This is a genomic window from Microbacterium sp. HJ5 (assembly GCF_054824025.1).
In genome coordinates, this window is sequence record NZ_JSYE01000013.1 from 16,624 (window position 1) to 34,324 (window position 17,701).

19 protein-coding genes are annotated in these 17,701 nt (G+C 71.0%); 16 read left to right on the top strand and 3 right to left on the bottom strand.

The window, feature by feature from the left end; translation table 11 throughout:
* Positions 1-102: 102 nt before the first annotated feature.
* The 9 genes from OB08_RS06520 to OB08_RS06560 are packed head-to-tail and all read left to right on the top strand — an operon-like array spanning position 103 to position 8,789.
* On the top strand, positions 103-1,308 hold the full coding sequence (locus tag OB08_RS06520) for a substrate-binding domain-containing protein (protein WP_461473338.1): 1,206 nt from the start codon (positions 103-105) through the stop codon (positions 1,306-1,308).
* Between the two features lie 19 nt (positions 1,309-1,327).
* Positions 1,328-2,128, top strand: a complete 801-nt coding sequence (locus OB08_RS06525; protein ID WP_461473340.1) for an ABC transporter ATP-binding protein — start codon at positions 1,328-1,330, stop codon at positions 2,126-2,128.
* Positions 2,128-2,835 carry an ABC transporter ATP-binding protein gene (locus tag OB08_RS06530; RefSeq protein WP_461473342.1) on the top strand — a complete coding sequence of 236 codons (708 nt, stop codon included), beginning with the start codon at positions 2,128-2,130 and terminating at the stop codon, positions 2,833-2,835. The genes OB08_RS06525 and OB08_RS06530 overlap by 1 nt, the downstream gene beginning before the upstream one ends.
* On the top strand, positions 2,832-3,707 hold the full coding sequence (locus OB08_RS06535; RefSeq protein ID WP_461473344.1) for a branched-chain amino acid ABC transporter permease: 876 nt from the start codon (positions 2,832-2,834) through the stop codon (positions 3,705-3,707). Before OB08_RS06530 ends, OB08_RS06535 begins: the two co-directional genes overlap by 4 nt.
* Entirely contained in the window at positions 3,704-4,828 is a 1,125-nt protein-coding gene (locus OB08_RS06540; RefSeq protein WP_461473346.1) for a branched-chain amino acid ABC transporter permease, read from the top strand. The genes OB08_RS06535 and OB08_RS06540 overlap by 4 nt, the downstream gene beginning before the upstream one ends.
* A gap of 25 nt (positions 4,829-4,853) precedes the next feature.
* Positions 4,854-6,458, top strand: a complete 1,605-nt coding sequence (locus OB08_RS06545; RefSeq protein WP_461473348.1) for a class I adenylate-forming enzyme family protein — start codon at positions 4,854-4,856, stop codon at positions 6,456-6,458.
* Positions 6,455-7,141, top strand: a complete 687-nt coding sequence (locus OB08_RS06550) for a TetR/AcrR family transcriptional regulator (RefSeq protein ID WP_461473350.1) — start codon at positions 6,455-6,457, stop codon at positions 7,139-7,141. Before OB08_RS06545 ends, OB08_RS06550 begins: the two co-directional genes overlap by 4 nt.
* Positions 7,141-7,893 carry a 3-hydroxybutyrate dehydrogenase gene (locus OB08_RS06555; RefSeq protein WP_461473352.1) on the top strand — a complete coding sequence of 251 codons (753 nt, stop codon included), beginning with the start codon at positions 7,141-7,143 and terminating at the stop codon, positions 7,891-7,893. Before OB08_RS06550 ends, OB08_RS06555 begins: the two co-directional genes overlap by 1 nt.
* The gene (locus OB08_RS06560; protein ID WP_461473354.1) at positions 7,878-8,789 is read left to right on the top strand and encodes an alpha/beta hydrolase; all 912 of its coding nucleotides are present in this window, start codon (positions 7,878-7,880) and stop codon (positions 8,787-8,789) included. Before OB08_RS06555 ends, OB08_RS06560 begins: the two co-directional genes overlap by 16 nt.
* A 61-nt stretch (positions 8,790-8,850) precedes the next feature.
* On the opposite strand, the gene OB08_RS06565 is transcribed toward OB08_RS06560, so the two are convergent.
* Complete coding sequence (locus tag OB08_RS06565; protein WP_461473356.1) at positions 8,851-9,645, bottom strand: IclR family transcriptional regulator; 795 nt, start codon at positions 9,643-9,645, stop codon at positions 8,851-8,853.
* A gap of 104 nt (positions 9,646-9,749) precedes the next feature.
* Between OB08_RS06565 and OB08_RS06570 the strand changes: the two genes are divergently transcribed.
* The 4 genes from OB08_RS06570 (at position 9,750) to OB08_RS06585 (ending at position 12,906) form a co-directional block, all read left to right on the top strand.
* Positions 9,750-10,550 carry a CoA transferase subunit A gene (locus OB08_RS06570; protein ID WP_461473358.1) on the top strand — a complete coding sequence of 267 codons (801 nt, stop codon included), beginning with the start codon at positions 9,750-9,752 and terminating at the stop codon, positions 10,548-10,550.
* A gap of 2 nt (positions 10,551-10,552) precedes the next feature.
* Positions 10,553-11,206, top strand: coding sequence for a CoA transferase subunit B (locus OB08_RS06575; RefSeq protein ID WP_461473360.1), 654 nt, complete (start codon positions 10,553-10,555; stop codon positions 11,204-11,206).
* Positions 11,203-12,387, top strand: coding sequence for an acetyl-CoA C-acetyltransferase (locus tag OB08_RS06580; RefSeq protein ID WP_461473362.1), 1,185 nt, complete (start codon positions 11,203-11,205; stop codon positions 12,385-12,387). Before OB08_RS06575 ends, OB08_RS06580 begins: the two co-directional genes overlap by 4 nt.
* 78 nt (positions 12,388-12,465) lie before the next feature.
* Positions 12,466-12,906 (top strand): GNAT family N-acetyltransferase, encoded by a 441-nt coding sequence (locus tag OB08_RS06585; protein ID WP_461473364.1) that lies wholly within the window; start codon positions 12,466-12,468, stop codon positions 12,904-12,906.
* Positions 12,907-12,925: 19 nt separating this feature from the next.
* On the opposite strand, the gene OB08_RS06590 is transcribed toward OB08_RS06585, so the two are convergent.
* Both OB08_RS06590 and OB08_RS06595 read right to left on the bottom strand, forming a co-directional pair.
* Positions 12,926-13,087 carry a hypothetical protein gene (locus OB08_RS06590; RefSeq protein WP_461473366.1) on the bottom strand — a complete coding sequence of 54 codons (162 nt, stop codon included), beginning with the start codon at positions 13,085-13,087 and terminating at the stop codon, positions 12,926-12,928.
* 147 nt (positions 13,088-13,234) lie between these two features.
* Positions 13,235-13,555, bottom strand: coding sequence for a hypothetical protein (locus tag OB08_RS06595; protein ID WP_461473368.1), 321 nt, complete (start codon positions 13,553-13,555; stop codon positions 13,235-13,237).
* Positions 13,556-13,615: 60 nt separating this feature from the next.
* Here OB08_RS06595 and OB08_RS06600 point away from each other — a divergent pair, with 60 nt between their 5' ends.
* From OB08_RS06600 to ilvD, 3 genes are all read left to right on the top strand, one after another.
* A complete protein-coding gene (locus tag OB08_RS06600) occupies positions 13,616-15,082 on the top strand; it encodes an alpha,alpha-trehalose-phosphate synthase (UDP-forming) (protein WP_461473370.1) in 1,467 nt (488 codons plus the stop codon).
* Positions 15,079-15,873, top strand: a complete 795-nt coding sequence (gene otsB / locus OB08_RS06605; RefSeq protein WP_461473372.1) for a trehalose-phosphatase — start codon at positions 15,079-15,081, stop codon at positions 15,871-15,873. Before OB08_RS06600 ends, otsB begins: the two co-directional genes overlap by 4 nt.
* A gap of 76 nt (positions 15,874-15,949) precedes the next feature.
* Positions 15,950-17,659 carry a dihydroxy-acid dehydratase gene (gene ilvD / locus OB08_RS06610; RefSeq protein ID WP_461473374.1) on the top strand — a complete coding sequence of 570 codons (1,710 nt, stop codon included), beginning with the start codon at positions 15,950-15,952 and terminating at the stop codon, positions 17,657-17,659.
* Positions 17,660-17,701 lie beyond the last annotated feature (42 nt).

A 17,701-nucleotide genomic window follows, 5' to 3' on the forward strand; every position in this document is an offset into this window, starting at 1 on the left:
GACCGGGAAGCGGGGATTTCCTACATTTGCGAATACCTGAATCGGATTTCAGGTACGCCCGGATCCGGGCACCCGAACCTTCCAACGGCGAAAGGCACGCACATGCGGGTTTCGAAGAAGTTGCTCCTGGGGTCCGTGGTCGCCACGGCCGCCCTCGCACTGGCGGCGTGCGCGCCCCAGACCACCCCCGGCGGTGAGGCCACCGACGGCGGAGACCGTCCGTCCGAGGTGACGGTCGGCATCGTCACGAGCGAGTCCGGCCCGCTCGCAGGCTACGGCAAGCAGTACCTCGACGCGTTCGAGGCGGGTATCGACTACGCCACCGACGGCACCGGCGAGATCGACGGCACGACGATCGACGTGCAGTACAAGGACGACGCGGGTGACCCCGACAAGGCTGTCACCGTCGTCAAGGAGCTGATCGGCGAGGGTGTGAACATCATCGCGGGCACCGCGTCGTCGGGCGTCGCGCTTGCCGTCGCCGAGCAGGCCGAGCAGAACAAGGTGCTCTACATCTCCGGCCCAGCCGCCGCCGACGCGATCACCGGCGTGAACGACTACACCTTCCGCTCCGGCCGCCAGAGCGCGCAGGACGTCGCCACCGCCGGAACCTTCCTCGACGACATCGAAGGACGCACCATCACCGTCTTCGCGCAGGACAACGCGTTCGGCCAGGGCAACGTGGCGGCGGTCGAGGCGATCCTGGGCGGCCAGGGCGCGACGGTGAACTCGGTTCTCGTCGCCGAGGACGCCACCGAGTTCACCCCGTTCGCGCAGCAGATCCTCGCCGGCGACCCCGACCTGGTCTTCGTGGCGTGGGCAGGCGCGACGTCCGGCGCGATGTGGCAGGCACTCAGCCAGCAGGGCGTGCTCGACGAGATCCCCGTCGTGACCGGTCTCGGCGACGCGGCGACGTTCGGCGCGTACGGCGAGGCATCCGAGAAGATCAACTTCCTGAACCACTACTTCCCGGGCGCTCCCGACAACGAGGTGAACACCGCGATGGTCGAGGCGATCGAAGAGGCCGGCGGCACCGCCGACCTCTTCAGCCCCGATGGGTTCAACGCCGCGATCATGATCGTCCAGGCCATCAAGGAAGGCGCGGGTGACGTCGACGCCATGGTCGCCGCGCTCGAGGGCTTCGAGTTCGAGGGACCGAAGGGCACGATGACCGTCCGTGAGGGCGACCACGCGCTCATCCAGGAGATGTACCAGGTCAAGCTCGTCGCCGAGGGTGGCGCGTTCGTGCCCGAGCTCGTCGACACGGTCTCGGCCGACGACGTCGCACCGGCCGAAGCCGCCGAGTGAGCCGGAGCGTCACAGAACGATGAGCACCCCTGTCCCGTCCGCGCCGGCCGCGGAGACCGCCCTGCGCGGCTCCCGGCTGCAGATCGAGTCGCTCGGTCTGCAGATCGGCGGCGCGACGATCCTGAAAGATGTCGACCTCGACGTCGCCGCGGGCTCGCTCGTGGGCGTCATCGGGCCCAACGGCGCCGGCAAGACCACGCTCTTCAACGCGGTCTCCGGTCTCGTGAAGCCCACTGCCGGCCGGGTCCTCCTGGACGGCGACGACATCACGACGGCGTCCGTGCCCGCCCGGGCGCGGGCGGGACTGGGGCGCACCTTCCAGACGTCGAGCCTCTTCCCGCGGCTGTCCGTCCTCGAGAACGTGCGTCTCGCGGCGCAGGTGTCGCTGGGCGGGTCGTCGTCGCTGTTGCGGTTCCCCCGGCGATCGGATGCCGCGACCGAGCTCGCCCTGTCGAAGCTCGAGGCCGTCGGCCTGACGCACCAGCGCGACGCCGCGGCCGGCGACATCTCGCACGGCGACAAGCGCAAGCTCGAGATCGCCGTCCTGCTGGCCACCGAGACCAGCATCGTCCTGCTGGACGAGCCCATGGCGGGCGTCGGCTCGGGCGACGTCGAGGGGCTCGTCGGCAACATCCGCGACCTCCACCGCGAGAAGGGCTGCACCGTGCTGATGGTGGAGCACCACATCGACGTGCTCATGGGTCTCGTCGACAAAGTGGCGGTGATGTACTTCGGCACGATCATCGCGTACGACACCCCGCAGAACGTCATGGCGAACCCGCTCGTGCAGAGCGCGTATCTCGGGACGGGGGCCGCCTGATGGATCCGATCCTGACCGTGCGGGGCCTCCGGTGCTCGATCTCCGGACAGCAGGTGGTGGAGGACGTCACCCTCGAGGTGCCGGCGACCGGCATCACCGCGGTGCTCGGGCGCAACGGGGTCGGCAAGACCTCGACCCTCCGCGGCATCCTGGGCCTGATCCCGCGCCGCGGCGAGGTGCGCCTCGCGGGCGAGCGCATCGACGGGCTGCCCACGCACCGCATCGTGCGCCGCGGGGTCGGCTACGTCCCCGAGGACCGCGAGATCTTCTCGAAGCTCTCCGTCGCCGAGAACCTCGCGCTCGCGGAGCGGCAGCGCACCCCTCGCCGCGAGCTCGTGGCCGAGCTCTTCCCCGACCTGGTGAGCCGCCGCGACCAGCCGGCCGGCACGCTCTCGGGCGGCCAGCAGCAGATGGTCTCCGTCGCGCGGGCGCTGCTCAACGACAACCGCCTGCTGCTCGTCGACGAGCCCACGAAGGGGCTCGCCCCGAAGATCGTGCACGAGGTGGCGGATGCTCTCGCCGAGGCGGCGAAGACCGTCCCGATCCTTCTCGTGGAGCAGAACCTCGAAGTGGTGAGGAGGCTCGCCGACACCGCGGTCGTGATCGGCGGCGGGCGCGTCGTCCACACCGGAAAGGCCCTCGACATCCTGGACGACGACGACCTCACCCGGCGACTGCTCGGCGTGCACGCGGAGGCGAGTGCATGAGCACCCTCGTCCTCACCCTCATCACCGGCGTCGGTCTCGGCGCCCTCTACTTCCTCGTCGCGAGCGGGCTGAGCCTCATCTACGGGCTCATGCACGTGCTCAACTTCGCGCACGGCGCCTTTCTGACGCTCAGCGCCTTCATGGGCTGGATGGTCGCGCAGGCGCTCGGCACCGAGTCCTGGGGCTCGTTCCTGCTGTCGGTCCTCGTCGGGGCCGGCGTCGGCGCGGTGTTCGCAACGCTCACCGAGCTCGTGCTCATCCGGCCGCTGTACGAGCGGCACATCGAGCAGGTGCTCGTCACCGTCGGTCTCTCGTTCGCCGCCGTGGCGCTGTTCGAAGGGATCTGGGGCACGGACCCGATCCACATCACCGGCCCGCCGTGGCTCAAGCAGACGACCGACGTGCTCGGCGCCCGCATCCCGAACACGTACTGGGTGCTGATGATCGCCGCGGTGCTCGTGCTCGCTGCGCTCGTGCTCTTCCTGCAGAAGACCCGCTACGGCATGATCATCCGCGCCGGCGTGGAGAACCGCTCCATGGTGACCGCGCTCGGCATCGACGTGCGGCGCTCGTTCACGCTCGTCTTCGCCATCGGCGGCGCGGCCGCCGGCATCGGCGGCGTGCTCGCGATGCACTACTCGACCTTCGTCTCGGCGCACCTGGGAGCGACGCTGCTGATCTTCGCGTTCATCGTGACCGTGGTCGGCGGTCTCGGCTCGCTGACGGGCGCGGCCGTGGCATCCGTCCTCGTCGCGGTGCTGCAGCAGTTCGCGAACTTCTATCTCGGCGGCACCGGCGACTTCATCGTCGTCATCCTGCTCGCCGTCGTGCTGCTGGTGCGCCCGGCCGGACTCCTGGGGAAGAAGGCATGACCGTCCACGTGACCTCGACCGGCGGCCTGCGCCGCTTCGTCCCCGCGATCGTGGGTGCCGCGCTCGTGGTGTTCATGGCGCTGCTGCCGCTGCTGAACCTGTCGCTCCCCGGCATCCTGCCCACTCCGACGTACATGCCGGGCACGCTCGCGCTGCTGTCGCTGTGCATGGTGTTCGCGGCGCTGGCGCTGTCGTACAACCTGCTGCTCGGCTCGGGCGGGATGCTGTCGTTCGGGCACGCCCTGTACTTCGGCGCGGGCGCCTACGGGCTGGGCATCGCTCTCGAGCACTTCGGGGTGCCGCTGTGGCCGGGCGTGTTCATCGCGCTCGTCGGCGGCATGGTCATCGCCCTCGTCACCGGTGCGGTGTCGATGCGGGTGTCCGGCATCCCGTTCGCGATGGTCACGCTCGCCTTCGCGCAGGCGGGATCGGTGCTCGTGCGCCGCAACTCGCAGATCACCGGCGGTGAGGAGGGCCTCGGGCTCGACACCGACCAGGTTCCCGACTTCCTCATCGGCGTGATCAACACCCGCAACCTGTACTGGTTCACCCTCGCCGTGCTGGTCGTCGTGTACCTCGTCGTGCTCTGGGTCGACACGTCGCGTCTCGGTCACCTGGCCCGCGCGACACGCGAGAACGAGCAGCGCGTACGCGTTCTCGGTCTCTCGCCGTACCGCGTGCGGCTCGTCGTGTTCGTCATCGCGGCGGTGCTCGCCAGCCTCGCCGGCGTCGCGTACATGCTGCTGCAATCCGGCACCGTGCCGCGCGCGGTGTCGGCCGACCTCACGATCACGATCCTCGTCATGGTGGTGCTCGGTGGCGTGGGGTTCCGGTGGGGTGCCATCGTGGGCGGTGTGCTGTACACGCTGCTCGACCAGCGCCTCACGGTCCTCGCCGGCTCCGACGCGATCGCCGGGCTGCCCGACGTGCTGCGCGTGCCGCTCTCCGAGCCCCTGTTCATCCTCGGCGTGCTGTTCATCCTCGTCGTGATGTTCCTTCCCGGCGGCATCGCCGGAACCATCGACGCCGCCGTGCGGCGCCGCCGGGGCGAGAAGGTCCGCGGCTCGCTGCAGACCCTCGACGACGAGGCCGCCGAGGCTCCCGCGGAGGCGCGGGCATGACGTGGGCGGCGACGGGGGTGCGCGCATGACGTGGGATGCCGACGTCGAGGACGGTGCGCACACGGTCGGCCGCTGGCTGACCGACCGTGCCGCACGCTCGCCGCAGCGCGTCGCCATCGACGACCGCGGGGTGACGACCGACTACGCGACCCTCGCCGGCCGGGCGCGCACCCTCGCGGACTCACTTCGCCGTGGCGGCTACGGAGCGGGCGACCGGATCGCGACGGTGTCGGGCAACTCGACCGACCACGTCGTCGCGTTCTTCGCGTGCGCGCTGGCGGGTGTGGCGTTCGTGCCGCTGTCCTGGCGCCTCACGCCGCGCGAGCTCGCCGACCTGCTCGACCGCACCGGGCCGGTGCTCGTCCTCGTCGAGGACGAGCACACGTCGCTGGCCGGTGAGGCGCTGCGCCGGCTCGACCGGGAGCTCCCGGTGGCGGCACTCGGCACGACGGGCGTCGAGGCCTCCCTCGCGCCGTCGCCGGCGCCGCGCGCGCGTCGCCCGGTGCACGACGATGACCCGCTGCTCGTGATCTTCACGTCGGGCAGCGAGGCGGCGCCGAAGGGCGTCGTGCTCACGCACGCCAACTGCTTCTGGAACAACCTCGCGCTCGGGCAGGCCCTGCCCCTCACCCACGACGACGTGGTGCTGGCGATGCTCCCGCAGTTCCATGTCGCTGCCTGGAACTGCCAGCCGCTCCTGGCGTGGTGGGTCGGAGCGACCGTCGTGCTCGAGCGGTCGTTCCAGCCGGCGCGGGCCCTGCAGCTCATCGCCGAGCGCGGGGTGACAGCCATGATGGGCGTCCCCACCCAGTACGCCCTGCTCGCCGCCGACCCGGCCTGGCGGGCATCGACCGATCGCGCCGACGCGCTCGCTTCCCTGCGCCTCGCGCTCGTGGGCGGGGCGACGGTGCCGGCCGATCTCCAAGACGAGTGGACGCGGCGCGGCATCCCGCTCACCCAGGGCTACGGGCTGACCGAGGCGGCGCCCAACGTGCTGCACCTTCCCGCCGAGGCCGCCGCCGCCCACCCCGGCGCCGTGGGGCGCCCGTATCCGCACGTCGCGGTGCGGGTCGTCGACCCCGATACGTCGCTCGCTCTCGACGGCGAGGCGACCGGTGAGCTGTGGGTGCGCGGGCCGAGCGTGTTCGCCGGGTATCTCGACGACGACGACGCGACGGCCCGGACGATGGCCGGTGAATGGCTGCGCACCGGCGACCTCGTCCACCGCGACGCGGACGGCGTCGTGCGGATCGTCGACCGCCTCAAGGACATCTTCATCTCGGGCGGCGAGAACGTCGCGCCCGCCGAGGTCGAGTTCGCGCTGGGCCTCCACCCCCTCATCGAGGCGGCGGCCGTCGTCGGTGTGCCGGATCCGGTGTGGGGCGAGCGGGGCGTAGCGTTCGTCGTGCCCGCATCGGGGGCGGCGCTCTCGGCCGACGAGGTCCTCGCGCACGCGCGACGCAACCTCGCCGGCTTCAAGGTGCCGGTGCGGGTGGAGTTCGTCGACGCGCTGCCGCGCTCGACGATCGAGAAGCTCGCCCGCTCGCGACTGCGGGACAGGGCGAGAAAGCTCACGGAGGGGGACCGGGCGATGACGCTCGGCCACGAGACGGAAGGGGTGGAGCGATGACGCTTCCCGAAGGGATCGTCGACGACGAGGCGGCGCTCGTGTCGCCGGCGACGGGGCGACCGCTCACCAAGCGCGGCGAGGCGACGCGCCGGCGCCTGCTCGAGGCCGCAGAGGTCGTCTTCGCCGAGCAGGGCTACCACGAGGCATCCATCGTCAAGATCACCGAGCGCGCGGGCATCGGTCTCGGCACGTTCTACCTCTACTTCGACAGCAAGCAGTCGATCTTCGAGGCTCTCGTCATCGACCTCAACCGGCGCGTGCGGCACTCGATGTCGGAGGCGATGACGGGGGCGTCGTCGCGCCTCGACGCGGAGCGGGCGGGCTTCGCCGGGTTCTTCCGGTTCACCGCCGAGCACCCCGCCCTCTACCGAGTGGTGCGCGAAGCCGAATTCGTCTCGCCCGACGTGCTGCGCCTCCACTACACGCGCATCGTCGAGGGCTACGAGGCCGGTCTGCGCGCCGCACAGGAGGCCGGAGACGTCGATCGCGCGCTCGATCCCGAGACCACCGCGTGGGCGCTCATGGGCATGGGCGAGCTCATCGGCATGCGGTTCCTGCTGTGGGAGCGGGATGCCGCGGGCCGGCCGCCCGCGCAGCTCGACCCCGTCGTGTTCGACGGCATGACCCGCATCATCGACAACGCGCTCGCACCGCGTGCGACAACCACGGAAGGACCGAGCTGATGGCCGAGCAGGACCTGGCGGGCAGACGCGCGCTCGTCACGGGCGGAGCGAGCGGTATCGGGCTCGCGTGCGCCCACGAGTTCGCCGCACGCGGCGCGCACGTGGTGATCGCGGACCTGAACGCGGAGGCCGCGTCCGCCGCCGCCACCGACGTGGGCGGCGAGGCATGGGCGGTGGACCTCTCCGACACCGCGGCCCTGGAAGAGCTGTCGCTCGACGTCGACATCCTCGTCAACAACGCGGGGATCCAGCGTGTGAGCCCCATCACCGACTTCGACCCCGACACCTTCCGCCTCCTGCTGCGCCTGATGCTCGAGTCCCCGTTCCTGCTCATCCGTGCCGCCCTGCCGGGCATGTACGAGAAGGGCTGGGGCCGCGTGATCAACATCTCGAGCGCGCACGGCCTGCGCGCGAGCGCCTTCAAGTCGGCGTACGTGGCGTCCAAGCACGGGCTCGAGGGGCTCTCGAAGGTCACCGCCCTCGAGGGTGCCCCTCACGGCGTGACGAGCAACTGCATCAACCCGGCGTATGTACGCACTCCGCTGGTCGAGAAGCAGATCGCCGACCAGGCCGCGGTGCACGGCATCCCCGAGAACGAGGTCGTCGAGAAGATCATGCTGACCGAGACCGCCGTCAAGCGGCTGGTCGAGGCCGACGAGGTCGCCTCGCTCGCGGGCTGGCTCGCCTCGGACAAGGCCGGCATGGTCACCGGCGCCTCGTACACGATGGACGGCGGATGGACGGCACGGTGAGTCACACGTACCGGCAGATCGACGTTCCCGTCGACGGCGGGCTCCTCCACGCCGGAGTCTGGGAGCCGGATGCCGCGCCGGGCGTGCCGTCGGTCCTCGCGATCCACGGCGTGACGGCGTCGCACCTCGCGTGGCCGTTCGTGGCCGAGCGGCTTCCCGGAGTGCGCGTGATCGCCCCCGACCTGCGCGGTCGCGGCCGCAGCAACGCGATCGAGGGCTCCGCGGGCATGGCCGTCCACGCCGACGACCTGGCGGCGCTGCTCGACGCGCTGGGCGTGGACCGCGCAGTCGTCGTCGGTCACTCGATGGGCGCGTTCGTAGCGCTCGTCTTCGCCGCCCGGCACCCCGGCCGAGTCTCCCGCGTCGTGCTGGTCGACGGCGGCCTGCCGCTCGACGTGCCCGAGGGGATCGACACGGACGCGCTCGTCGCGGGCATCCTCGGGCCGACGGCCGCGAGGCTGTCGATGACCTTCGCCGACACGGGGGAGTACCTCGACTTCTGGCGGCGGCATCCCGCTTTCGCGGACGCCTGGACGCCCGAGCTCGAGCGCTACCTCGCCTACGACCTGGTCGACGACGGCGCCGGCGCGCTGCGACCTGCGACGAGCTACGCGACCACGGCGGACGACACCGTCGACATGAACACCGGCACGACGCTGTCCGACGCGCTGGCCGGGCTGCGTCATCCGACGCGCCTGATCACGGTGCCGCGCGGACTGCAGGACGAGCCACCCGGTCTGTACGCGCCGGCGCAGCTCGACCGCGTGCTCACGGCGAACCCCTCGGTGCGGCACGAGCGGGTGGACGGCTTCAACCACTACACGATCGTGATGTCGCCGGGCGGGGCGGACGTCGTCGCGGCGGCCGCTCGCGAGGAGCTCGCCGCGGCCGGCTGACGCGCGGGGAACGGGGCGCCTGCCACGCGGTGACGCCCGCGACGCGCAGCGGGCGCGCTGCTCAGCGGGTGGCGGCGATGCGGGTCGTGAGCTGGTGCGCGTGGGCGAGGAGGGTGCGGCCGAGCTCGGGCAGGCGGTCGGCCCCGAAGCGGAACTCGACGCCGGTGAGGCTCAGCGCCCACTGCGGGTGCCCCTCGCGCGTGAAGACCGCCGCGCCCAGGCCGTACGATCCCTCGACGATGAGTCCGGGGTTCACCGCGTACCCGCGCTCGTGGGTGTCGCGCAGTCGTGCGCGCAGCCGCTTCTCGCCGTGTGAGGCTCCCCACGCCTGCGGCAGCTCCGGATGCCGTTCCAGATAGGCGTCCACATCGTGGGGTGGCAGGAACGCGAGGATCGCGAGCCCGGCCGACGCGACACCCAACGGAAACCGCACGCCCTCCGACAGCACGAACGAGCGGATCGGGAAGCTTCCCTCCTCGCGGAGGAGGCAGACCGTCTCGTCTCCGCGCCGGACCGAGAGGAACGCGCTCTCCTCGGTGCGGACGGCGAGGGAGCGGACGATGTCGCGCGCGATGCCGGTGATGTCGTAGCGGGATGCCGCGACCGATCCCATCAGGTACAGCTCGGGTCCCGGCATCCATCGCCCGCTGCGATCGTCCTGATCGACGAGCCCCTCGTGGCGCAGCGCGGCGAGCAGCCGGTGGGTGGTCGGACGGGTGAGGTCGGCGCGGCGGGCGAGGTCGGCGACCGTCATCCCGTCGCCGCCCGACGAGGTCACCAGCCGCAGCAGCAGCGCCGCCCGCGCGACGGACTGCGCCCCGGGCACGGATCGTCCGCGCTTGATCGGTTCGTCCACGATGTGGACATTACGCCCACGGTCTTCCACATGGCAAACCCGGTCGTGGCGGCCGCCCCTCCGCCGACGGAGGATGGGGGCGTCCGGCAACGAAGGAGTAGCACGTGATCGACAAGACGTGGGGGTCGGCCGCCGAGGCGGTCGCCGACATCGCCGACGGCGCATCGCTCGCCGTCGGCGGGTTCGGGCTCTCGGGCAACCCCATCGCCCTCATCGAGGCCCTGCTGGCGCAGGGCACGACCGACCTCAGCATCGTCAGCAACAACTGCGGCGTCGACGACTGGGGACTCGGCATCCTGCTGAACGCCAAGCGCATCCGCAAGATGACGTCCTCGTACGTCGGCGAGAACAAGGAGTTCGAGCGCCAGTTCCTCTCGGGCGAGCTCGAGCTCGAGCTGACGCCGCAGGGGACTCTCGCCGAGAAGCTGCGCGCCGGCGGGTCGGGCATCGCGGCGTTCTACACGCAGACGGGCGTGGGCACCCAGGTGGCCGAGGGCGGTCTGCCCCGCCGGTACGACGGAGCGGGCGGCATCGCCGTCGCTTCGCCGGTCAAGGACGTCCGCTCGTTCGACGTGTCGGGCGAGCCGCGCGACTACGTGCTCGAAGAGGCGATCGTCACCGACTTCGCGCTCGTCCACGCGCTCAAGGGCGACCGGCACGGCAACCTGATCTTCAACAAGGCGGCCCGCAACTTCAACCCGCTCGCCGCGATGGCCGGCCGCGTGTGCATCGCGCAGGTCGAGGAGCTCGTCGAACCCGGCGAACTCGACCCCGACTGCGTCCACCTGCCGGGCATCTACGTGCACCGCATCGTCGAGGTCGGCAGCGACATCGAGAAGCGCATCGAACGCCGCACGGTCTCGGTCGCCGAGGCGCTGAGCCGCGACATCCCCGAAGGAGCCTGACCATGGCACTCACCCGCAACGAGATGGCGGCCCGTGCCGCGCAGGAGCTGTCGGACGGCGCGTACGTCAACCTCGGGATCGGCCTGCCGACGCTCGTGCCGAACTACGTTCCGGAGGGCGTCACCGTCGTGCTGCAGTCCGAGAACGGCATCCTCGGTGTCGGGCCCTACCCGACCGAGGAGCACGTCGACCCCGACCTGATCAACGCCGGCAAGGAGACGGTCACGACCCTCAGGGGCGCCGCCTTCTTCGACTCCGCGACGAGCTTCGGCATGATCCGCGGCGGCAAGATCGACGCCGCGATCCTCGGGGCGATGCAGGTGTCGGCCTCGGGAGACCTCGCCAACTGGATGATCCCGGGCAAGATGGTCAAGGGGCCGGGCGGCGCCATGGACCTCGTGCACGGGGCAGCCAAGGTGATCGTGCTCATGGAGCACGTCGCGCGCGACGGATCCGCGAAGATCGTCGACGACTGCTCGCTCCCGCTCACGGGCAGGGGAGTGGTCGACCGCATCATCACCGACCTGGCGGTCATCGACGTGACCGACGACGGACTCGTCCTCGTCGAGCTCGCGCCGGGCGTCACGGTCGACGAGGTGGTCGCCGCCACCGAGCCGGCGCTCACGATCGCCGACGAACTCAAGGAGGAATCATGAACCACGACGACGTCGTCATCGTCGCCGCGGCCCGCACCCCGCAGGGCCGCCTCAAGGGCCAGCTCGCACCGCTCACCGCCGTGCAGCTCGGCAGCGCCGCCATCCGCGGCGCCCTCGAGAAGGGCGGCATCCCCGCCGATGCCGTCGACGCAGTGCTCGTCGGACAGGTGCTTCCCGCCGGCTCGGGGCAGAACCCCGCGCGACAGGCCGCGGTCGGCGCGGGCATCGGATGGGAGGTCCACTCCGGCTCGGTCAACAAGGTGTGCCTGTCGGGCCTCACCGCCGTCATCGACGGCGCGCGCATGATCTCCGTCGGCGACGCCACCGTGGTCGTGGCGGCCGGCATGGAGTCGATGACCCGCTCGCCTCACCTGCTGATGGGCTCGCGCGACGGCTGGGCGTACGGCTCGATCGAGGTGATCGACCACATGGCGTTCGACGGGCTGACGGACGCGTACGACCGAGAGAGCATGGGTGCCTCGACCGAGCGGCACAACGGCCGCCTCGAGGTCACACGCGAGGCGCAGGACGCGGTCGCCGCACGGTCGCACCAGCGCGCGGCGGCGGCGCAGGCCGCGGGCGTCTTCGACGCCGAGATCATCCCCGTCGAGATCCCGCAGCGCAAGGGCGACCCGGTCGTCGTGACGAAGGACGAGGGCATCCGTCCCGACACCACCGTCGAGACGCTCGCGGGGCTCCGTGCCGCCTTTGCCGAGGCCGGCTCGATCACCGCGGGCAACTCTTCGCAGATCTCGGACGGCGCGTCGGCGGTCGTGCTGACGAGCCGCTCGCACGCCGACGAGAACGGCTGGCCCGTGCTCGCCGTCGTCGGTGCGTCCGGCCAGGTGGCAGGCCCCGACAACTCACTGCACTCGCAGCCGGCGCGCGCGATCGAGAAGGCGCTCGCCAAGCAGGGCATCGCCGCGTCCGACCTCGACCTGGTCGAGATCAACGAGGCGTTCGGAGCCGTCGTGGCACGCTCGCAGACCGAGCTCGGCCTCGCCGACGACGTCGTGAACCCGCACGGCGGCGGCATCGCGATCGGTCACCCGATCGGGGCGTCGGGCAACCGACTCGTCGTCCACGCGGTGCACGAGCTCGTACGTCGGGGCGGCGGCACCGCGGCCGTCGCGCTGTGCGGCGGCGGCGGGCAGGGCGACGCCCTGATCCTCACGCGCTGAGCCGCGGCATCCGATTCCCCGGCGGTGCCGTGCGAGTGTCCGCACGGCACCGCCGATTAAGACCGGTAGCGTCGCGGCATGACCAGCATCACCGCGATCACCGCTGACGACCGTCCTGCGTGGGACGCGCTCTTCCAGGCGTACATCACGTTCTACGAGTCGGAGGTGCCCGCCCCGGCCGTCGAGTCGACGTTCTCACGCATCCTGGCCGACGAGCACATCCACGGCGCGCTCGCGCGAGACGCGGACGGCCGTCCCATCGGGCTCGTCCATTGGCTCACCCACCCCGCGACGTGGAGCACCAAGCCGTACTGCTACCTGGAGGACCTCTTCGTCGACCCCGAGGCGCGGGGCGCGGGAACGGGCGAGGCGCTGATCGCGCACGTGCGCGACTGGGCACGGGTGTTCGGCGCCGAGAAGGTGTACTGGCTCACGGCCCACGACAACACGCGGGCGCGGGCGCTCTACGATCGCATCGCGACGTCGACCGGCTTCGTGCACTACGAGATCGAGCTCTGACGATCCCGGCTCGACGGGGTCAGCTGTCGGCGGCGTACCGCTCCACGCGGAGCACGCACGTCAGGTCGTCCTCGGCGATCGCGATCTCGGACTGCCACTCGGTGGTCGCGCCGGCCTCGAGTCCTGCGACATCCACCTGCTGGAGGCCGCGCGTGTCGTTCGCGCCGTTCAGCAGCGACACGTAGATGCGGTAGTCGACGACGCCCTCCGTCGAGTTCGGCGGTGGCGGTGGCGGTGGCGGTGGCGGTGGCTCCGGGAGCGAGGGTGACGTTGCCGGTGGCGCAACTCCTACCGTCATGGCGCGCCGCGGGGTAGGCTTCGGCATCGCTCAGCGGCGCAGGCGGCGCTGCTGCAGCTTCTTCTCCTGGCCGTGGACGGGCGAGTCGGGGGCGATCGTCGCTCCGTGCGATGCGCGGCGCACGTCGACGATCGCACCGACCACGAGGGCGACCGAGATCGCCCAGCTCAGCCATCCGAGCGCGGTGCGCCACGTGAACGGGGCGTCTTCGCGCAGTCCTCGGAGCAGGGTGAGCCCTCCCGTGATCGCGGTCAGCAGGCCGGTGCCGAAGAGGTACTTTCGCATGCGCCCACGGTAGCGCGCGGCATCCGTCGTCGTCGCCCCTTGACAGCGCCCGAGCCGCGCGTCCATCAGGAAATCCGTCCCGCGTCAAGCGGGCGGGACGCCGTGGGATGGGGCGATAGCCTGAGGATGCCTCGTCCCCAGCCACCGTCAGGAGCCCGCGTGACCCAGGCCCAGCTCGTCGTCGTCGCCAATCGCCTCCCCGTCGACCGCGTCGTCGACGGATCCGGGGAGCAGTCGTGGCGGCGTTCCCCCGGGGGGCTCGTGACCGCGCTCGAGCCGGTCATGCGTCGCGCGGACGGCGCCTGGGTCGGGTGGCCCGGGCAGGCGGGGATCGAGGTGGAGCCGTTCGAGTTCGAAGGCACGCACCTCGTCCCGGTGTCGCTCAGCGCCGACGAGATCGAGCTCTACTACGAGGGCATGTCGAACGACACCTTCTGGCCGTTGTACCACGACGTGATCGCCGAGCCGCGGTACCGCCGCGTGTGGTGGGACGCCTACGTCAAGGTCAACAGGCGGTTCGCCGAGGCGGCGGCGTCGACCGCCGGTCCGGGCGCCACGGTGTGGGTCCAGGACTATCAGCTGCAGCTCGTGCCGCGCCTCCTGCGCGAGGCGCGTCCCGATCTGACGATCGGCTACTTCCATCACATTCCCTTCCCCGCATACGGCCTCTACTCGCAGCTCCCGTGGCGCCGCCAGGTCCTCGAGGGCCTGCTGGGCGCCGACGTCATCGGCTTCCAGCGCGTGGCGGACGCCGGCAACTTCGCCCGCGCGGTGCGCAGGGTGCTGCGCTATCCGACCAAAGCGAGCGGCATCGCCGTGCCGAACGACGACGGAACGACCCGCAATGCGGTCGCGCGCGCTTTCCCGATCTCCATCGACTCGTCCTCGTACGTCGAGCTCGCCCAGGACCCTGCGATCCGTGCACGGGCCGCCGAGATCCGCGAGGAGCTGGGCAACCCGAAGAAGATCCTTCTGGGCGTCGACCGTCTCGATTACACGAAGGGCATCCGCCACCGGCTGAAGGCTTTCGGTGAGCTGCTGCAGGACGGCCGGCTCTCGGTCGAGGACGTGACCCTCGTGCAGGTCGCCAGCCCGAGTCGCGAGCGCGTCGCGGCCTACGTGCAGCTGCGCGACGAGATCGAGCTCACCGTCGGGCGCATCAACGGCGACTACGACACGATGGGCCACACCGCCATCCGCTACCTCCACCAGGCCTACCCGCGCGAAGAGATGGTGGCGCTGTTCCTCGCCGCCGACGTCATGCTCGTCACGGCGCTGCGCGACGGCATGAACCTCGTCGCCAAGGAGTACGTCGCGACACGCGTCGACAACCGGGGGGTGCTCCTGCTCAGTGAGTTCGCCGGCGCCGCCGACGAGCTCTCCAGCGCGGTGCGCATCAATCCCCACGACATCGACGGGCTGAAGGACGCCGTCATGCGCGCGATCGAGATGCCGGCGGCCGAACAGGGGCGCCGCATGCGGGCTCTGCGGCGGAAGGTGCTCGAGAACGACGTGGCCCGGTGGTCGCGGTCGTTCCTCGCAGCGCTCGAGTCCGCCGGCACCGCCAACCGTGCGATCCGGGTCGACGCATGAGCGCCGGGATCAGCGACGCCGCCCGCGCCGCCGTCGGCCGGGTCGCGGCATCCGATCGCCTGCTCGTCGCCCTGGACTTCGACGGCACACTGTCGCCTCTCGCCGATGAGCCGATGGACGCGCGGATGCTGCCCGCCGCGCGTGCCGCGCTCGACGCCCTGGTGGCCGCGCCTCGCACCGCCGTGGCGCTCGTGTCGGGCCGCAGCCTGTCCGACCTGCGCATCATCGCCGAGCACCTCGACGACTCGCCGCTGCTGCTGGCCGGCTCGCACGGCGCGGAGTTCTGGCTCCCGGGCGAAGGCGTCCTCACCCACGACGACGAGCCCGGCGACGAGCGGCTGCGCGACGAGCTGCGTGCCCACGCCGAGGCAGCGACCGCCCTGCTCGCCGGGGTGTGGATCGAGCCCAAGCGGTTCGGGTTCGGTGTGCACACCCGCAAGTCCACGCCCGCGGACGCGGCCGAGGCGAACCGTCTCGTCGACGCCCTGGTGTCGGCCGAGGCGCCGCTTTGGCGCCGGCGCACGGGGCACAACATCGTCGAGTACGCGTTCCGTCACGAGGGCAAGGACTCCGCCATCGCGGAGCTGCGCACGCGGACGGATGCCTCGGCCGTGCTCTTCGCGGGTGACGACGTCACCGACGAGGACGCCCTGGAGAGCCTCGGACCGGACGACCTCGGCGTGCACGTGGGGCAGCGTCCGACCGCCGCGACGCTGCGCGTGCCCGACATCGCCGCACTCGCGGAGCTCCTCGAGGAACTGGCCGCCGCCCGGTCGACCGAGGGCCGGTGACGGCGCCCCGGCGGCGGTGAGAGCCGGCCCGTCATGACGGGCGAGGGCGGTGCCGCGCGGGAATAGACTGCAGATCATGCCCCAGCAGTCCGACAACTTCATCGACATCAAGCCCCGCAGCCGCGTCGTCACCGACGGCATCGAGGCGACCACGTCCCGCGGAATGCTCCGCGCGGTGGGAATGGGCGACGAGGACTGGGACAAGCCCCAGATCGGCATCGCCTCGAGCTGGAACGAGATCACGCCGTGCAACCTGAGCCTCGACCGGCTCGCTCAGGGCGCGAAGGAGGGCGTGCACGCCGGTGGCGGCTACCCGCTCCAGTTCGGCACCATCTCCGTCTCCGACGGCATCTCGATGGGCCACGAGGGCATGCACTTCTCCCTCGTGTCGCGTGAGGTCATCGCCGACTCCGTCGAGACGGTCATGATGGCCGAGCGCCTCGACGGCTCCGTCCTCCTCGCGGGCTGCGACAAGTCCATCCCCGGCATGCTGATGGCCTCGGCGCGGCTCGACCTGTCGAGCGTCTTCCTCTACGCCGGGTCCATCGCGCCGGGCTGGGTGAAGCTCTCGGACGGCACCGAGAAGGACGTCACGATCATCGACTCCTTCGAGGCCGTCGGCGCGTGCCTCGCGGGCAAGATGAGCGAGGCAGACCTCAAGCGCATCGAGTGCGCGATCGCACCGGGTGAGGGCGCGTGCGGCGGCATGTACACCGCCAACACCATGGCCTCGGTCGCCGAGGCGCTGGGGCTGTCGCTCCCCGGATCGGCCGCGCCCCCGTCGGCCGACCGCCGCCGCGACTACTTCGCGCACCGCTCGGGCGAGGCCGTCGTGAACCTGCTCCGCCAGGGCATCACGACGCGCGACATCCTCACCAAGGAGGCGTTCGAGAACGCCATCGCCCTGGCGATGGCGCTCGGCGGCTCGACAAACGTCGTGCTCCACCTCCTGGCCATCGCGCGCGAGGCCGATGTCGAGCTGAGCCTGCACGACTTCAACCGCATCGGCGACAAGGTGCCGCATGTGGCCGACATGAAGCCGTTCGGCAAGTACGTCATGAACGACGTCGACCGCCACGGCGGCATCCCGGTCATCATGAAGGCGATGCTCGACGAGGGCCTGCTGCACGGCGACGCGCTCACCGTGACCGGCAAGACGCTCGCCGAGAACCTCGCCGACCTCGACCCGGATCCGATCGACGGCACGGTCATCCACACGTTCGACGACCCGATCCACGAGAAGGGCGGCATCACGATCCTCCACGGCTCGATCGCCCCCGAGGGCGCGGTCGTGAAGTCTGCGGGCTTCGACGGCAATGTGTTCGAGGGGCCCGCGCGGGTGTTCGAACGGGAGCGCGCCGCGATGGACGCCCTCGAGGCGGGCCAGATCGCCGCCGGCGATGTCGTCGTCATCCGCTACGAGGGTCCGAAGGGCGGCCCCGGCATGCGCGAGATGCTCGCGATCACCGCCGCCATCAAGGGCGCTGGGCTCGGAAAAGATGTACTACTCTTGACGGACGGCAGATTCTCAGGCGGCACAACCGGCCTGTGCATCGGCCACATAGCACCCGAAGCGGTGGACGCTGGTCCCATCGCCTTCGTGCGCGATGGTGATCTGATACGGGTCGATATCGCGGCTCGCAGTCTCGACCTACTCGTCGACGATGCAGAGCTCGACTCCCGCCGCTCCGGCTGGGAGCCGCTTCCCCCGCGCTATACCCGTGGCGTCCTTGCCAAGTACTCCCGTCTCGTGCGCTCCGCCTCCGAGGGCGCGACGACGGGCTGACCTCGGCTTCCGACACTCCATCCACCGATCGAGGATCATCAC

Excerpts from the sequence above, each read along its gene's own strand:
- OB08_RS06540 (WP_461473346.1), top strand. The coding sequence starts at position 3,704 with ATGACCGTCCACGTGACCTCGACCGGCGGCCTGCGCCGCTTCGTCCCC.
- OB08_RS06520 (WP_461473338.1), top strand. The coding sequence starts at position 103 with ATGCGGGTTTCGAAGAAGTTGCTCCTGGGGTCCGTGGTCGCCACGGCC.
- OB08_RS06600 (WP_461473370.1), top strand. The coding sequence starts at position 13,616 with ATGCCTCGTCCCCAGCCACCGTCAGGAGCCCGCGTGACCCAGGCCCAG.
- OB08_RS06585 (WP_461473364.1), top strand. The coding sequence starts at position 12,466 with ATGACCAGCATCACCGCGATCACCGCTGACGACCGTCCTGCGTGGGAC.
- ilvD (WP_461473374.1), top strand. The coding sequence starts at position 15,950 with ATGCCCCAGCAGTCCGACAACTTCATCGACATCAAGCCCCGCAGCCGC.
- OB08_RS06535 (WP_461473344.1), top strand. The coding sequence starts at position 2,832 with ATGAGCACCCTCGTCCTCACCCTCATCACCGGCGTCGGTCTCGGCGCC.
- otsB (WP_461473372.1), top strand. The coding sequence starts at position 15,079 with ATGAGCGCCGGGATCAGCGACGCCGCCCGCGCCGCCGTCGGCCGGGTC.
- OB08_RS06530 (WP_461473342.1), top strand. The coding sequence starts at position 2,128 with ATGGATCCGATCCTGACCGTGCGGGGCCTCCGGTGCTCGATCTCCGGA.
- OB08_RS06550 (WP_461473350.1), top strand. The coding sequence starts at position 6,455 with ATGACGCTTCCCGAAGGGATCGTCGACGACGAGGCGGCGCTCGTGTCG.
- OB08_RS06595 (WP_461473368.1), bottom strand. The coding sequence starts at position 13,555 with ATGGACGCGCGGCTCGGGCGCTGTCAAGGGGCGACGACGACGGATGCC.
- OB08_RS06545 (WP_461473348.1), top strand. The coding sequence starts at position 4,854 with ATGACGTGGGATGCCGACGTCGAGGACGGTGCGCACACGGTCGGCCGC.
- OB08_RS06575 (WP_461473360.1), top strand. The coding sequence starts at position 10,553 with ATGGCACTCACCCGCAACGAGATGGCGGCCCGTGCCGCGCAGGAGCTG.
- OB08_RS06580 (WP_461473362.1), top strand. The coding sequence starts at position 11,203 with ATGAACCACGACGACGTCGTCATCGTCGCCGCGGCCCGCACCCCGCAG.
- OB08_RS06555 (WP_461473352.1), top strand. The coding sequence starts at position 7,141 with ATGGCCGAGCAGGACCTGGCGGGCAGACGCGCGCTCGTCACGGGCGGA.
- OB08_RS06560 (WP_461473354.1), top strand. The coding sequence starts at position 7,878 with ATGGACGGCACGGTGAGTCACACGTACCGGCAGATCGACGTTCCCGTC.
- OB08_RS06525 (WP_461473340.1), top strand. The coding sequence starts at position 1,328 with ATGAGCACCCCTGTCCCGTCCGCGCCGGCCGCGGAGACCGCCCTGCGC.